Raw genomic sequence first — 15,358 nt, 5'->3', positions numbered from 1 at the left:
GCCTTGAGTTTCTGCCTTGCCAATACATACACTGGAAACTTAAAGCTATAGACTTAGGCTGTTCCTTTATAGAACTTTTACTAATAGCGTGACTGGCTTCACCCAAAATTCCGAATCGCTCTCGATTTTGGCTCGCTGCTTGGCGGGGGAGTTTGAAAACTCGGTTCAGGCTTTGGATGCCCCAACCTGGTTTGTACATCTGCGCCTATGGCAACGCCCCTTGCCGCAATTATTGAACGGGAATCTAGCCCTGTTTGCTGAGCAGGCCAATGCGCTCTACTTACAAAACCCTTACCGCCAACGCATATTGACCCTGCAGGAACAGCAAGGCTCAATTCAAGTACAGTATTTCGCCTTTAAAGAGCCAGACGCCGTTCAGGGAGCAGGAGCCGATTTAGATCGCTTGGCGCAGGTCAACCTCAGCGAACTGCAACTGCTACCCGGCTGTGTGCTCACTGTGGCTGAGCGTAACGGAGTTTTTTACGCTGAGTCCCCCTCCGAAACCAAGTGCTACTTCGAATACCAGGGGGAACAGCGTCAGGTCATCCTCGGTTTTGAAGCCAGTGTCCAGCAATTTCGTAGCTATGACCGAGGAGTGGACCCGGAAACTGGCAAGGTACTGTGGGGAGCCATGATGGGACCCTATGAGTTTGTAAAGCGCCAAGACTTCGCTGGCGAGTTACCCCTCTAGGGCAAGAGCCTGCCGCCTTACAACCCAGTGCTCTGGGCCTCAATCTGCCGAACCACGGTTAGCGCCGAGTAGCTCACGCCTGCGGTGCCCTCTCCTGGATGAGTGCTATCGCCGGTCAGCCACAGATGGTTGATAGGTGTGCGGGTCGCAAAGCCGAAAGGACCAAAGGTTGGCACCCGTTGACCAATGCCGCCAACGACTCCCTGCTCACGGGCGGTGTAGTGAGCAAAGGTGCGTGGTGTTGCCGCCTCCACATGCACGAGATTTTCCTCCCTCAGGTCAAAATACTGACCCAGGCGTGCTATGGCTTTCTCGGTGTAGCACTGCTTCATTGCGGCATAGTCAAGGCACCGGTCCCAAGCCGCCACATCGGTAAAGGAGGAAGCCGTAATGGTGGCCTTGCCCGCTGGGGCTCGCCCATCGCCAGGATGACTGACCGAAACAAACAAAGAATTATTCTCCGCAATCGGTCCCTCGTAGTCGTAGAGAAATTGCAAGTGAGGCGGGCAGGCTTGTGGAATCGCCCGCTCCTCCACACCCAGATAAACGACAAAGGCCCCACTAGCTGACGGTAGCTTTTCGACGCGCTGCGTGTAGCCTTGGGGTGCTTGCTCGCCCAGCAGCTTTACCAAATTCTGCACCGTGACATTGGCAACCACATGGTCAGCCGCCTCGGTCCAGACATCCTCCGTCTTTTGGCTACGCACACCAACGCCAGTCGCCTGCCCTTGCTGAGTGTGGATAGCCTCAACGCTATGGCGCATCAATAACTTGCCACCATAGGTCTCCAGCGCTGTAACCAGACGGTCAGAGAGCACCTGCATACTACCCTGTAGGTGATACAACCCCTGTGGTGCCTGTGAAACCCCCAAAGCTGTTGCTGCGTAGAGCAGAGCTGTCTCACTGGCATCAACTTGGGAATAAAGTTTTAGTTGTAAATCGAGAAAAGTACGCAGACGCTGATTGTCCTGTAGGCCGTAGCCTGCCAAAGCATCGCCCACGGTTGAGAAGGTGTGGGGCACGGTCAGCAGGGTGTCAGGGCGTAGGGCCTGCACTAATTGCCCCAGATCCCACAGATTACGAGGTGGTAAAACCGGGTCGCGAGCTTGGAATGCCCAGCTGTGAGTAAACAGGCTCTCTAGAAGTTGCCAAAACGGTTCGCTGCCAGGAAACTGCCGTTGCCGCTCGGCCCGCCAGCGCTCTGGGTCGCGCCACACTGAAATTGGCTCCCGTTCGCCGGGTAGAAACACAGCACAGGCTGGATCGCACTCTGTAGCTTCGGGCAGCTCTACACCCAGTTCGCTGAAGATGCGGTGGTGGATGCCCCCCGGCTCCAACCCGGCAACCTGAGTCGCCCCAACATCGAAGGTGAAGCCTCGTCGCTTAAAGGTAGAAGCACAGCCGCCTGGCACGAGCGCTTGATCAAAAATGATGACCTCATAGCCACGCTTAGCGAGCAGCGCTCCCGCTGTGAGTCCGCCGATACCAGCGCCAACCACCACTACCTTTTCACGCGACTTTGCCACCTGAAAATTCCTTTACACTTTGCAATACTTCTTAGTGTAGAAGCGAATTGCAGCTTGAGACTAGGAGCCAGTGGTAGCCTCGAAATAATCACCCTCTTGAGTACCCATGTCGTCCCTCGCTGTCTACAACAGCCTCTCGCGCCGCAAAGAGCCTTTCGAGCCGTTGAAGCCCGGTCGAGTGAGCATGTATGTCTGCGGCATTACTGCCTACAACTACTTTCACGTGGGTAACGCCCGTGCCTTTGTTGCCTTTGATGTCATCCGTCGCTATCTCAAATGGCGAGGCTACGACGTTCACTATGTGCAGAACTTCACTGATATCGACGACAAAATCCTCAAGCGGGCTACTGAGGAAGGGGTCCCCATGCAGGAGATCGCCGAGCGTTACATCACTGCCTACTTTGAAGATGCCGATCGCTTGAATATCATGCGGGCTGACGAGTACCCCCGCGCTACTCACTCGCTAGATGGGATCCAACGTCTAATCCATGAGTTGGAGCAAGGGGGCTACGCCTACCCTGCCGGTGGCGATGTCTACTATGCGGTACGTCAGTTTCCCGAGTACGGCAAGCTCTCAGGCCGCAAGCTTGAGGACATGCAAGCCGGTGCCAGTGGTCGGGTCGATGTCGAAGAGGAAGCCGAGTGCAAGAAGGATCCCTTTGACTTTGCTTTGTGGAAGTCTGCCAAGCCAGGTGAGCCTGCTTGGGAGTCGCCTTGGGGACCAGGAAGACCGGGCTGGCACATCGAGTGCTCAGCAATGGTGCGCGACACGCTAGGTGAAACGATTGACATCCATGCTGGTGGCGTCGATCTGCAATTTCCGCACCACGAGAACGAGATTGCCCAAAGCGAGGCTGTGACTGGCAAGCCCTTGGCCCGCTATTGGCTGCACAACGGCTTCATCAATATCGATGGCGAGAAGATGTCCAAATCCCTGGGCAACTTCCGCACCGCCCGCGATCTTCTGGCCTCTTATGACCCGATGGCTTTCCGCCTGTTCGTCTGCCAAGCCCAGTACCGCAAGCCGGTTGACTTTACCCAGGAGGGTTTAGATGCTGCTTTAAGTGGCTGGCGCACTCTAGAATCAGCGCTCCTATTCGGTAGTCGCTTCTCAAAACAACTCGACCTATCCGAGAACGCACTTGAAGCAGACTTAGACTCCGAAGCTGTAAGCCGCTTCAGGGAGGCAATGGACGATGACTTCAACACCTCGATAGCTCTCTCTGTCTTGTTTGAGTTAGCTAAGGAGTTAAATCGGCAGGGCAATCTTTTGATTCATCAAGGTAAAACAGACGCCTCAACCGATGTGCTAGGGCGACAATGGCGCACGTTGATTGATTTAGCAAAGGCTTTGGGGCTGGAAGTCCGTTCTACTAGTGAAATTCCTACTGGTGAAATAAGCGCAACTGCAGGTCCAGCGACGGCGGGCATTGCTGGGCGCCCGCTCAGTAACTCCGAGATAGAATCCCTCATTGGCCAACGAGCCGCTGCTCGTAAAGCTCGCAACTTTGCCGAAGCTGACCGTATTCGTCAGGAGCTAGCTGCTCAGGGTGTGCTCCTCACTGACCAGCCCGACGGCACTACTCTCTGGCATTGGCAGGATAGCTAAGCGACTTCACTGACTTTCGCCTGGGCTCTCATGCCGACTTACCCGTTGCTTAGTCGTTAGGACGGAGGCGCTTGAGAAAGCGCATCACACTTCGCTTCTCGGGGGCTGGTTTTGGCTCAGGTGGCCGTACAGGTTCGATGGGGGTGCTATTCAGGGCCGCAGCCGGAGGGGCCGGAGCCGGAGGGATAGTTGGAGCCGCAGGGATGTTCTCTGGCTCAATCTCATCGGGCTCAATCGGACGGCCCCGGAACATCAGGCGGGTTTTGCTGGCTGGCGAACTGGGCTCATGCCTAGGGGGACGTGCCGTCAACGCTGAATCGGGTTGTACCGGCAACGAACCATTGCTGGATTGTGAGCGACGGGGATTTGGTTTAAGGCCTGAGCCAGAACCATTCGAGGCAGAGTTTTGTCCAAAGCTAAGCTTGGGGGCAGACTCCTGAGTGGACTGAGTTGGCGGAGTGCCTGGTTGGCTAGGATAGGTTTCGTTGAGCAGCTCAACCATAGACGCTAGTGGATCATCCTCAGAGCCATCTTGAGGTCCGGTTGCTAAAGAGTCCTTTAGAACCTCTGGTTCCTCTGGTGGCTTAGCAACCGAGTTCAGGCCGAACAGAGGAGGCCGCAAGCTAGAAATTGGCCTGGGAGCCGGAGTACCTGCTGGTTTAGGGACCAACGAGATCTGAGGAAGCGGTCGTTGATCAACCAGCTCTGGGTATTTAGGGACAGAGCGACCAATCGGCTCTATTTCACCTACCGTTTGATCCCTGCTTCTCGCTTCCTGCGTTGCCTGACTGATGTAGCGCTTTAAGGTGGTCGAATCAAGCGGCGCACCGCCCAGGCACAATTCATTGACTAGGCGAGCTGCATAAATCACATCACTAACCCGGCGAAAGCCAGGTAGTAAGCCGACAGCACCCTGGTACTTGGCCCAGCGCACCTCAACATTTTCAATCTGGGGCTTGCGATGGTTCGTGAGCAGAATATGCAAATCTGAATAAAGGTGTCGGCACTGACGGCAGAAGGAATAGGGATTCAACTCAGCCCGGTAGGTCGAGTTCATGTCCAGAATCAGCAACTGTGGGCGGTAACGCACCAGCAGCGACTCCACGGGTTCCTGACCCTCCCGATTGATTACCTGCGCTTCCTGCGCTGCCAGGGCCGCCTGCCATAAACGCTGCTGGAATGGGTCCGGCTGGTCTAACAGGACGATGTGCTTGCTGGTTAGGGTATGCTCACTCACCGGGGGTTGTTCATTCACCGGAGATTCCCTTGGCCTGACCTCTAATCCGAGAGTTGTCTCGCTCACTTGCTAATCCTAGGGCCGGATGATGGCGATGAATGCTCGCAGTGAGACATACCATCCGTCGTTGTCCCCACACTGTAAAGCTGACTACAGCCTTCAGTCGCTAGCTTAAACCATTGGACGCAGCAGTGATGCTGCAGTGGCTACATGACCAAACAGATCGTAGGCATCTGCGTGGGTAATGGTGACCGGCACAAAGCTATTCAGGCGAATCTCTGCATCTTGCGATTGCACATAGATTAGTCCATCCACGTCTGGCGCAAAACGCTCTGAGCGTCCGATGAACTCGCCAGTCTCAGGATTTTCTTGCTCAATCAAGACCTGAACCGTTCTGCCCACCTGTTGCTGGTTTTTCTTCAAGGAGATTTCCTGCTGGAGCGCCATCAGCGCATCGCGTCGCTCATCCATGACGGCTTGTGGTAGCTGGTTGGGCAAGCTGAAGGCCGGTGTACCTTCTTCTGGCGAGAAGGTAAAGGCGCCAACGTGATCGAACTCATGGCGTTCCAAAAATTCCAGCAGGTGCTCGAAGTGCTCGTCTGTTTCGCCAGGGAAGCCAACGATAAAGGTGGTACGCAATGTGGCGTTGGGCAATGCCGTTTTGATGCGCTCGATAATGCTGTCATTGACTTGGCCCTGCCAGGGACGGTTCATCGCTCTCAGCACCTCAGGGTGCGAATGCTGGAGCGGCAGATCCAGATAAGGCAACACGTTGGACGTTTCCTGGATGGCGCGAATCACGTCTGGCGTCAGTCCGGTTGGATAGGCGTAGTGCATCCGAATCCAGGGAATGTCTACTTCACCTAGCGCCCTTAACAGCTCAGCTAGTTTGGGCTTGCCGTAGATGTCTAGGCCGTAGTTGGTGGTGATTTGCGAGATCAGGAGTAGCTCTTGTACACCCTCTGCCGCCAGTTGCTTGGCTTCAGTCACCAGTGACTCGATGGTGCGTGAGCGCTGGTTACCACGCAGATGCGGAATGATGCAAAAGGCGCAGCGGTAATCGCAGCCCTCAGCCACGCGCAAATAGGCGATAGCCTCGTTGGTAGTGCGGTAACGGGGTACGGTTTCATCGGCAATGTAGGTCGGCTCAGCTGAGATTTCCTTGACCCGTTCACCTAATTCCGTTCGCTCGATCACCTCTACAATCTTGTGGTAATCTCCCGTTCCTACTACAGCCACGGCTTCTGGTAGTTCTTCGAGCAGTTCGTCTTGGAAGTGCTGCGCCAAGCAGCCGGTGATTACAACTTTCTTGCCAGCTTCGGCCATTTCTACCAGCGTGCGCACCGACTCTTCCCGGGCCGCTTGGATAAAGCTGCAAGTGTTGACCACTACGTAGTCAGCGAGTTCTTCGTTGCTATCAACCTGATAGCCTGCTTGCACCAGCAAGCCGAGCATGTGTTCTGTATCGACGCGGTTTTTCTCGCAGCCCAAGTGGGAAATGGCAATGGTGGGTTTGGTGCCCATAGAAGGCGATAGCTCTGGGAAATTGCAGCTTTTCTAGCGTAACGCAAGCCCAAACCTCATAGCGGAAATAAGCGCCCAAGGCAAGAAGGGAGTTTGCCGTGGCCTACTACAGTCCGCTACAGGGACTAGGAGTGCCAACAAGTGGAGCAGTCAGCCATCAGATTATCTGAGTTGAGTATTGATCCTAAAGCTCTCTAGTCACTGTTCATCTATTGCAGAGAGCGAGATTGGTCAATCTGATAAAGCGCATCGTTTTTGCATCAGAAAGTATTGCTTTCTAATTCAAATAGATGCTCCCTTGAAGGTTTCAAGCAACCAACGCGTGATTGCTCCATCATCTTCGGTTTGGCTACGTTTGAGGGCTTCTTCAATCAAGGAAATTGACAAGCCGGGTAAGACTTCAGATTCTTGAACTTGACCACTCCGGCCATTAGCAATAGAGAAGGCAATCACCTCTTCAGTATTGACATTAACCACCCAGTATTCCTGAACTGCCAAGCGTTCGTAAAGAAGGCGCTTGCGGCCAAGATCGTCGTTCAGAGAGGAGGCAGCTGTTTCGATTACTAGGGTCGGTGGGTCAAACTCGTCAAGATTAACAGGTTCATTGTTACGAGGAGGCAGACTAAAGTCTGCGCCGATATAAAAAGCAGTATCAGGCTGACACTCTTGCGCTCCTGCTTTTCTGAAACTAGCGTTGGTCAGTTCAACGATGCGGAGGTTCTTAAGGGCCGCGAACAAAATGATTGCCGTGGAGATGATCGAGCTATCCCGACTATGAGCAAAGCCTAGGGGTGACGTTTCGATTCTTAAATAACCTTGGTCATAGTAAAATTTGCCCTCAGCCCAGCTTGGGTCATTTTCCAACGCCAGAAACTCTTCCCAGGTTGCTTTAATCCAGGTATCTGTTTGCAAGTTTTGGGCAGTAGCAGGCAGATTAACCATTTTGTTTAAACCTCTCGCCTACAAAAGCTCCAGCGCAACGGGAAGACTTCTGTCCTCTTTGGAGTATCGCAGATACCCTCAAGGCGCTGGATCTCTTTGTTCATAGACCGGTCAAACTAGCGGTTATTAAGCGACTCGGTCAAATCTGGGGGGCAGCACTCCTGAGCGCAGGCTAAATCCTTGAAGTCTGTGAAAGATTAGCCCCTAGCATAATGTCAGCTGAAGACCTACTGAGACGGTATGCATCTGGAGAGCGCACTTTCCCAGGAGTGTCTCTGAGCTGGGCGAACCTGAGTTTGGTCTGCCTAATTGGCACTAAGCTGAGCCGGGCAAACTTGAATCAGGCGAACCTGAACGGCGCTGATCTCAGCGGTAGCGACTTGAGTTTGGCAAGCTTGCGACGGGCTACCCTGCGCCGAGCAGTTCTGCGACAAGCTCTGCTGAGGCGTGCAAGCTTGCGCCAAGCGGATATGACCGAAGCCGACCTGAGTGAGGCTGATCTGAGCAGTGCCAACTTAAGCGGCGCAGGTCTAGTGGGTGCCAATCTCACGGCAACGAACCTTAGCGGTGCCGATCTGCGCCAGGCCAACCTGAATGGAGCCGACTTGCGAAAGGCTAACCTGATTGGCGCTAACTTGAGCGAGGCTAACCTAATCGATGTTGATCTCAGCCACACCAACCTGGTAGGTGCCAACCTGGTAGGTGCCAACTTGGTTGGCGCCAATCTCAGCGGCGTCAATCTGAGTGGGGTCAACTTGCGACGGGCTAATCTCAGCGGTGCCGATCTCAGCAACGCTAATTTGAAAAAAGCAAATCTCAGTGAAACTGACTTAGTACGAGCCGATCTAAGTCTGGCAATTCTGCGAGAAGCAGATCTGCGGCGGGCGAACCTCAACGGAGCTGACCTGAGCGAAGCCAACCTCAGACAGGCCAGCTTGCACCGTGCCAGCTTGAGCGGCGCTAACCTCTGCTGCGCCCATCTCAGTATGGCAATGCTCAGCGAAGCTAATCTTGCCGATGCAGACCTCAGTGGTGCCTACATGCCCAATGTAGATTTGCGGGGCGCTAATTTAACCGGTGCTCAAATGCCGGATGGTACTGTCCATTCCTAAAGTACAGAAAAGTACAGAATGATTAGTGATTAGGGTGTTAAATCCTCTTCGAAATCTTCAATAATTTTGCCCATTTAATCCTTTTGTTTGCCATCTGGTTTGTCTGCTAAATCATCTGCTTCGGTACTGCTATTTGTCAGTTCAACTACTGGACGGTCATCGCCTTTTTGCCACTTGTCCAGCACGTCTCGAACTAACACTTCTTGTAGCCAGACTTGGGAAACTACCGTGATTGGCAATGCCAGCAGCAAACCCCCAAACCCAAAAAAGACCGCACAAACCACTTGAGCCAGCAGCGTGACAGCAGGCAGCAACTCTACCTGCTGGGCCATCACCACTGGCGTAAGCAAGTTGCTTTCTATCTGTTGAATCAGAACATAAAGCCCGACCACAGCTCCAGCTTTCCAGGGTTCATCTAGCAAAGCCACTACCGCAGGCGGAATCACGCTCAGCGTTGGGCCAATATTAGGAATAAACGTTAATAGCCCTGCCAGAATTGCATTGGCTAACGGCAAACGAACCCCTAAAAACAGCAAGCCGATCAAGCTCAGCGAGGTGATCACGAACATGTTGAACAAGATGCCTTTGAGCCAGCCCTGCAAAGCGTGCTGACAACGGTCAAGAATGGTATCAATCCGACGTCGATAAAACGACGGAAATAAGCTGATAAAAGCCTGCCGATAGGAACGTGGATTGGCTAGCAGCATCAGTGCTAGAACCAGAACCAGCAGCACATTGAGCAACACTCCCAACGTAGTAGAAAAGACTGTAAACCCACCACCCAAAACCCGGGTCACAATGGGTTGAGCGCCCTGCAAAAAGTTTTGAATGTCCAGCGTATCCCTGGAGAGAAAGGGAATTTGAGTTTCCATTCTCTCGATTAGGCCCTCAAGTCGTGCCAGACCAGAAGGCAGCAGCATTTGCAACTCGGCCAATTGGGAAGCAAAGGGTGGAAAAGCTAAATTTCCTAAGCCCAAGGCCACAATAACCAGTCCAGCCAGCGTTACTAGCAAAGCTGGGAAACGAGGTAAGCCCCACTTCTGCGGCCACATTGCTAGCGTGTTAATCGCTGTTGCTAGAACCACGGCTGCAAACAGCAGCAGCAGTACTTGCCGAATTTGCCAAAGAATGAAAACGGATGTGAGTAGGGCAATCAGACCAATCCAGCGAGCCAGCGTCATGATTCCCTTCACACTCCCATACGCACAGATCAACTGCGCTTTATATTCCCACAGCCAGTTCCATTGACTATCAGTGCTGAGAGGGAAATTCTATATTCAGTTGGGCATTAACCCCTAAAAGCTGAGCGGTGAAAGGGACGACCGATCCGGCTAGGCTCCACGGTTGCTACCAACTCACTCAACGGTAGTTTCCGGCGTTGCTCCAGAAAGACATTGACTTGGTAGACGATGCCTGTTGATAAGTCTAGAGCTGTCATCCAACCGCTACGGGGGTGGTAGGCCCCTGTGTCGATGTCCAGCCAACCTTGTCCCTGAGCGATTTGGCCCGGTTGTACACCAGGCAGTGTAAAGGTAATGGTATGCCCAGTGATAATCAGTTTGTCGTGAAAGTAGGGGGCAGTGCAACTATGGAATGCCTCTCGGATCCAGCAGAACTCCTGGATAGACTGCTCTTCAATTTCTCGGGTCGGGTCTAAACCCGCATGCACTAGCCAGACATCATCTAGGTCTAGATACAGGGGTAAGTTTCTCAACCAGTCCAGATGGTCCCGGGGAATGCCATTACTACCATAGCTATCGAGGGTGTCATTGCCGCCACTCATTAACCAGGCCTGCCAGGAGTTTGACAACGGGCGACCGTAAAGAGCGTTGAGACACATCTGCTCATGGTTGCCTAGCAGACAGGTATAACCTCGGCTCATCACCAGTTCTACAACCTGGGCACTTGCCGGACCTCGGTCAATTAGGTCTCCCAGAAAGTACACCTGATCCGAGGCTTGCAGTTGTAGCAGATCGAGTAGAGCAAGCAGACCACCATAATGACCGTGGACATCTCCAATGACCAACCGGCGAGGGCTGCTGAGTTGCGAGCCCCTCTCTGGGCTCTGATGTGGAAAATCTTGATGAGATGAATTCATAAACTAGCTCGTCCCAGCTGAACTGCCTGGCTTGGTCTGATAGCTGCACCTCCCCGTGGTTAACCATCTATCCTGGCTCAGGATCTACTGATCTGGAAGGACCTTTGTTAGAGAGAGTTCCCCAAAATTCTGGGGTACTCACCTCACAAAGTTGCAGAGTTGTTGAAGTTACTGCTCTTCAATTGGGTTGAAATTTAAAAATTTAAATAAGGCAAATCTTGAGCTCTGACAAAAAACGGAGCTGTCCTTTGCCAAGATGATTCGATGCAGCATTTGTACTGCTCTGTAAAAGCTCTTGAAAGGACTGTCTCCGTGCACGGTTTCCTAAACCTTAATAAACCTCCTGGGCTGACCTCCCACGATTGCGTGGCACGGGTGCGCCGTCTGTTGGGGACTCGTCAGGTGGGTCATGCCGGTACTCTCGATCCGGCCGCTACGGGGGTTTTGCCCCTGGCTGTTGGACGGGCTACTCGGCTGTTGCGCTTTCTGCCCTCGGATAAGGCCTATCGAGCCACAATCCGCTTGGGTGTAGCCACAACGACAGATGATTTGGAGGGAAGCCAATTGCCCTGTGCTAGTGCGGCTCACCTTACTTTGGCTCAGGTGGAGGCAGTATTGCCCTCCTTTCAGGGCACATTGCAACAGGTGCCCCCTCAATACAGTGCGATTCAAGTGCAGGGTAAACGGCTCTACGATCTTGCCCGCGCTGGGCAGACGGTGGAAGTGAGCCCGCGCACAGTGAACGTTCAACGTCTCACTGTACTGGGTTGGCGACCGGGACCATTGCCTGAACTCGATCTTGATATTGACTGTGGACCAGGGACTTATATTCGCTCGATTGCTCGCGATCTTGGTCATCGCTTAGGCACCGGTGGCACCCTAGCTCACTTGCAACGGACCCGAAGCAGTGGCTTTACTTTGGCAACCAGCCTAACTTTTGAGCAACTGGCGGCGACCGAAGACTGTCTGCTACCAGTAGAAAAGGGATTGAGCCACCTGACAGCGATTAGCCTGGAGTTTGATGCAGCCCGTCGTTGGGCTTGGGGACAAATCATTGCCTTGCCACCAGCCACCGTTGCAGCAGAGGTAGTACCAGACGGAACACCTTTGCGGGTCCACGAAGCAAACGGCAGCTTTCTAGGGATTGCTGAGCTTCGGGAGGGGCAACTGAAGCCGATTGTGGTCACGGCTCAGCCGCCGGTGCCCAGTGAGGAAATCTAAACTGTTACATAAAGCGCCTTAAGGTCAATGGCCAGAGTCAGTGGGTCAGAAAAGCAACTCAGCTAAAGCTAGAGACGGAGCGCAAGACCTCAGGAATCATGCCAGTTTCTTCGGTTGAGAATTCTAGGGTTGTCTCTCTCAAGCCCAAATAGCCCGATTCGCCAAATGAAAGCAGCATTCGAGCCAAAGCTAGCCAGACTTCTGACTCGAACTCCCAATCCTTACTAGTAGTGGCGCGACCTGCGATCGATCGCAGTGCCCAAAAGAAGGTGTTGCGCACAATTGGGCCACCCCGTTGAAATTGGGGAACGTCCTCTCGGTGTAGAAATAGCACATCGTCCACGATTCGGGCCCGCAAGGTTTAAACCTCCCCAAAGGCCACAACAGCATTTTGCCCGCCAAAACCGAAACTGAAGCTGAGAGCAGCTTTTACAGGAGTGCAACCTGCTACTCTCACCCAATTCAAGTCAAAAGCAGGCTCTCGCAAACCTACACAGGGAGGTAAGGTCTGGTCTTTCAGCGCCAGCAGACAGAACACTGCTTCGATTAAGCCCGATGCGCCTAAGGTATGTCCAGTTGCCCCCTTAGTTGAACTGACGGCGACATCTGGAGGAAAAAGATGTTCGATCAGCCGGGCTTCGGTCTGGTCATTCAGTAAGGTACCGGTGCCGTGGGCATTGATATAACTCACCATTTCTGGCTGTAAACCGGCTGTCTTGAGACAAAGACGTACAGCTGTTGCTGCCGCCAGCCCATTGGGGTTTGGGGTGCTACGGTGATAGCCATCCGCACTCAAGCCGAAGCCCAGCACACGGCCATAGCCTCTTTTCTGACGTGCTTGGGCAGATGCCTGCGTTTCCATCACTAACGCTGCAGCCCCTTCGCCCAGAACCAAGCCCTGGCGCTGTTGATCAAAGGGATAGGCTCCAGTCGAGGCTAGCACTCCCATCTGCGAGAAACCAGCCACAGTCAACGGCGAAATAGGCAACTCAGCGGCGGCAACAATTACTTGTTGGCACTGTCCAGTCTGTAATAGTTGCACGGCTTGAGCAATCACCCAGTTGCCAGTAGCACAGGCTGCCATTGGCGCATGCAGTGGCCCGCCTGTACCTAACCAACCTGCAACGCTCAAGGCAGGCATGTGAGGGAGAGAGTCTAACCAGGCATGCTGGGTGAAGTCAGGTGGTTGGCCGCTACTCAGGGTTTCCCAGATGCGTTGATTGCCACGACTGGAGCCCACAACCACACCACAGGTGGCCAAGGGCGGCTCTAGTTCAGCGTCGGCAAGGGCTTGCTGCACTACCTGCAAGGCCAGAGCCGCCACCGAACTAGAGGGTTTAATCAGACTTGCTAGCGGTAGAGTTCTTGCTTGCCCTGGCCCAGTTATGACTGGTTGCGTCTCAATTCCAGACTCTCCTAGGAGCAGTCGAGACCACACTGAGGTAGTTTTATCTCCTAGTGCGCAAGCGATGCCTAGGCCAGTCACGACGATTTCTTCGCAGGAGCTTGTCGGGCTCCCTCCTGACTTGAGTCCCAAAGTTGCCTCTACATTTGCTGCAACAGGCTCAGCTTAGGGAGTGCTAGGTGAGGCCGTTGGCGAAGTAGCCCCAGGGGTGGCAGCACCGCCTCCAGGCAACTGGAGATTTTCCAGACCACTGACGACTTGCGCCGACTCGATCTTGTCCCCCTGCTTAATGCGGTCAACAACTTCCATTCCCTGGGTTACAAAGCCGAAGACAGCGTAACTGCCATCTAAGAAGCCCTGGTCATCCAAGGTGAAGTAGAACTGGCTAGAGGCAGAGTTGGGTTGTTGGGAGCGAGCCATGGCAATCGCGCCTCGGATATGGCGCAGGGCGGGGCCAGAACCACTTGCTGGATCCAATACCTGACTGTAGACCGGCAGAGGCTGGTTCTCAGCGTTGGATTCCGCTGGACGGATTTCTAAAGGAATGTAACGAGTCTGAGAAGTGGTGGGATCTGTGTAGCTGCCGGTGCCATTGCCATTTGGGTCGCCGCCTTGCACTACAAAAGGCGTAGGTTCTTTCACAACCCGATGGAACGTCAGGCCATTGTAGAACCCCTTGTTGACTAGATCTACAAAGTTTCCAGCTGTGATCGGTGCTTGAGCCCCGTCTAGGTCAACGGTGATCGTGCCGCCATTCACTTTCATTTCGACAGTTGCCTTGCCATTGAGGCAGGGCAATAGGCTTGCATGCTGAGCGACTGGCGGAGTCGAACAGAGGGGGCCTGTTGCTGCAGCACTGGGAGAAGCTGCTACGCCAGCTGTTGCCTCAGGCTGCGCAGTCGATTGAGAGGCCTGACAGGCACTCAATGTCAGCAGGAGGACAACCAGCGGAACGGCTAGTCGCCAGAATTGGACCCGTTTATGCATGCGTTCAGTCCCTGTGTTCAGTTGCAGATGTGCCGGCTTGCAGCCTCAGCCAAAGCCGGTTGCGCTTTTCGCTTACAGTCAGTACTCGATCCTACAGCCCTTCTAGAGGCACTCCTAAAAAGCGTGCTAAATCGGCACCTTGGTCCTCAATTTCAGAAAGGGCCAGCGGTTGCCCAACGCGAGTCAGGGGGATTTCACCCTTACCGCGCAGTTTTAGGTAGAGAGCCCGCCGTGGATTAAGACCTTCTCGAATGTCAACTCGCACAGACTGAATGTCTGAGAGGGGATGAGTAAGCTCGACCCGGCGGTCCTTGCCAGGGAAGCCCCAGCGGAAGATTTTGACTTCTCCTTTATCCCGGTCAAACTCGTTGTAGCCACCTCCTACATCCCATAGGACAACCAGCCACAGATAGGTGGCCAGTAGTAGACCGGCTACACCGTACAGGCCCATCACCAGCCCTTGCGGAATAAAAATCAGCTTGGTTGGCTCGGCGAACGGTAGCAGATTGATCTGGAGATAACTAGACAGGCCAGACAGCAGAAAGCCCAAACCACCCAGGGTAATCACCGCTGCCCAAAGGTAATTGCTAGGCCGACGCGAGCCCAACACGGCGTAGCGCAGCTGACGGCCACTAGTCGCAGAAGCTACTTGCACGGGCAATACATCTCGATCACGTCATCTTTAATTCTGAAGCATATGGGTAAAGCACTGCTCGTCTAAATTGGAATTCCCTTAAGTTCTGTCTTTCTCGGTCAGGTCTCTTTTGCTGAGAAAGAATGTTAAACAGCTTGATATTTCGTAAGAATTCCGTTATCTATATAAAACAACGAAACATTCGTCTTCCCCTTAGAGGACATAAGCAATCATGACTGCAACCCTTGAGCGCCGCGGCAGCGTGAGCGTGTGGGACCAGTTCTGCGAGTGGGTCACCTCCACCAACAACCGCCTCTACATTGGCTGGTTCGGCGTGCTGATGATCCCCACCCTGCTAGCTGCTACCACCTG

General features: G+C 53.7%; 14 protein-coding genes and 1 pseudogene. 5 read left to right on the top strand and 10 right to left on the bottom strand.

Annotation, left to right across the window (positions count from 1 at the left end):
• Window positions 1-88: 88 nt before the first annotated feature.
• Window positions 89-691 carry a chromophore lyase CpcT/CpeT gene (locus H6F94_RS14220; RefSeq protein ID WP_190802905.1) on the top strand — a complete coding sequence of 201 codons (603 nt, stop codon included), beginning with the start codon at window positions 89-91 and terminating at the stop codon, window positions 689-691.
• A gap of 17 nt (window positions 692-708) precedes the next feature.
• Here the strand turns inward: H6F94_RS14220 and crtD are convergent, their stop codons facing one another.
• A complete protein-coding gene (gene crtD, locus H6F94_RS14215; protein WP_190802904.1) occupies window positions 709-2,217 on the bottom strand; it encodes a C-3',4' desaturase CrtD in 1,509 nt (502 codons plus the stop codon).
• A 106-nt stretch (window positions 2,218-2,323) separates the two neighbouring features.
• Between crtD and cysS the strand changes: the two genes are divergently transcribed.
• Window positions 2,324-3,826, top strand: coding sequence for a cysteine--tRNA ligase (cysS, locus tag H6F94_RS14210; protein WP_190802903.1), 1,503 nt, complete (start codon window positions 2,324-2,326; stop codon window positions 3,824-3,826).
• A gap of 49 nt (window positions 3,827-3,875) precedes the next feature.
• Here cysS and H6F94_RS14205 read toward each other — a convergent pair whose 3' ends face one another.
• The 3 genes from H6F94_RS14205 to H6F94_RS14195 form a co-directional block, all read right to left on the bottom strand.
• The gene (locus H6F94_RS14205; protein WP_190802902.1) at window positions 3,876-5,081 is read right to left on the bottom strand and encodes a hypothetical protein; all 1,206 of its coding nucleotides are present in this window, start codon (window positions 5,079-5,081) and stop codon (window positions 3,876-3,878) included.
• Window positions 5,082-5,234: 153 nt separating this feature from the next.
• Window positions 5,235-6,587, bottom strand: a complete 1,353-nt coding sequence (rimO, locus tag H6F94_RS14200; protein ID WP_190802901.1) for a 30S ribosomal protein S12 methylthiotransferase RimO — start codon at window positions 6,585-6,587, stop codon at window positions 5,235-5,237.
• Window positions 6,588-6,869: 282 nt separating this feature from the next.
• Window positions 6,870-7,529, bottom strand: a complete 660-nt coding sequence (locus H6F94_RS14195) for a Uma2 family endonuclease (RefSeq protein WP_190802900.1) — start codon at window positions 7,527-7,529, stop codon at window positions 6,870-6,872.
• Between the two features lie 212 nt (window positions 7,530-7,741).
• Here H6F94_RS14195 and H6F94_RS14190 point away from each other — a divergent pair, with 212 nt between their 5' ends.
• Window positions 7,742-8,641, top strand: coding sequence for a pentapeptide repeat-containing protein (locus H6F94_RS14190; protein WP_190802899.1), 900 nt, complete (start codon window positions 7,742-7,744; stop codon window positions 8,639-8,641).
• A gap of 74 nt (window positions 8,642-8,715) precedes the next feature.
• Here the strand turns inward: H6F94_RS14190 and H6F94_RS14185 are convergent, their stop codons facing one another.
• Both H6F94_RS14185 and H6F94_RS14180 read right to left on the bottom strand, forming a co-directional pair.
• A complete protein-coding gene (locus H6F94_RS14185; protein WP_190802898.1) occupies window positions 8,716-9,822 on the bottom strand; it encodes an AI-2E family transporter in 1,107 nt (368 codons plus the stop codon).
• A 107-nt stretch (window positions 9,823-9,929) separates the two neighbouring features.
• The gene (locus tag H6F94_RS14180) at window positions 9,930-10,739 is read right to left on the bottom strand and encodes a metallophosphoesterase family protein (RefSeq protein ID WP_190802897.1); all 810 of its coding nucleotides are present in this window, start codon (window positions 10,737-10,739) and stop codon (window positions 9,930-9,932) included.
• 312 nt (window positions 10,740-11,051) lie between these two features.
• On the opposite strand from H6F94_RS14180, the gene truB reads away from it, so the two are divergent.
• A complete protein-coding gene (gene truB / locus H6F94_RS14175) occupies window positions 11,052-11,960 on the top strand; it encodes a tRNA pseudouridine(55) synthase TruB (RefSeq protein WP_313949294.1) in 909 nt (302 codons plus the stop codon).
• A gap of 58 nt (window positions 11,961-12,018) precedes the next feature.
• Here the strand turns inward: truB and H6F94_RS14170 are convergent, their stop codons facing one another.
• From H6F94_RS14170 to H6F94_RS14155, 4 genes are all read right to left on the bottom strand, one after another.
• Window positions 12,019-12,318 (bottom strand): hypothetical protein, encoded by a 300-nt coding sequence (locus H6F94_RS14170; protein ID WP_190802895.1) that lies wholly within the window; start codon window positions 12,316-12,318, stop codon window positions 12,019-12,021.
• Between the two features lie 3 nt (window positions 12,319-12,321).
• Window positions 12,322-13,446: a beta-ketoacyl-ACP synthase gene (locus H6F94_RS14165; RefSeq protein ID WP_313949293.1), complete on the bottom strand. Its 1,125-nt coding sequence runs from the start codon at window positions 13,444-13,446 to the stop codon at window positions 12,322-12,324.
• An 84-nt stretch (window positions 13,447-13,530) separates the two neighbouring features.
• Complete coding sequence (locus tag H6F94_RS14160; RefSeq protein ID WP_190802893.1) at window positions 13,531-14,352, bottom strand: peptidylprolyl isomerase; 822 nt, start codon at window positions 14,350-14,352, stop codon at window positions 13,531-13,533.
• Between the two features lie 91 nt (window positions 14,353-14,443).
• Window positions 14,444-15,007, bottom strand: a complete 564-nt coding sequence (locus H6F94_RS14155) for a photosystem I assembly protein Ycf4 (RefSeq protein WP_190802892.1) — start codon at window positions 15,005-15,007, stop codon at window positions 14,444-14,446.
• A 211-nt stretch (window positions 15,008-15,218) separates the two neighbouring features.
• On the opposite strand from H6F94_RS14155, the pseudogene H6F94_RS14150 reads away from it, so the two are divergent.
• Window positions 15,219-15,358 (top strand): annotated as a pseudogene (locus H6F94_RS14150) (photosystem II q(b) protein); the annotation flags it as partial.

The sequence above is a fragment of the Leptolyngbya sp. FACHB-261 genome, from assembly GCF_014696065.1.
Classification (GTDB): domain Bacteria; phylum Cyanobacteriota; class Cyanobacteriia; order FACHB-261; family FACHB-261; genus FACHB-261.
Note: the sequence above shows the minus strand (reverse complement) of the source record. Positions and strands in the feature narration are given on the sequence as shown.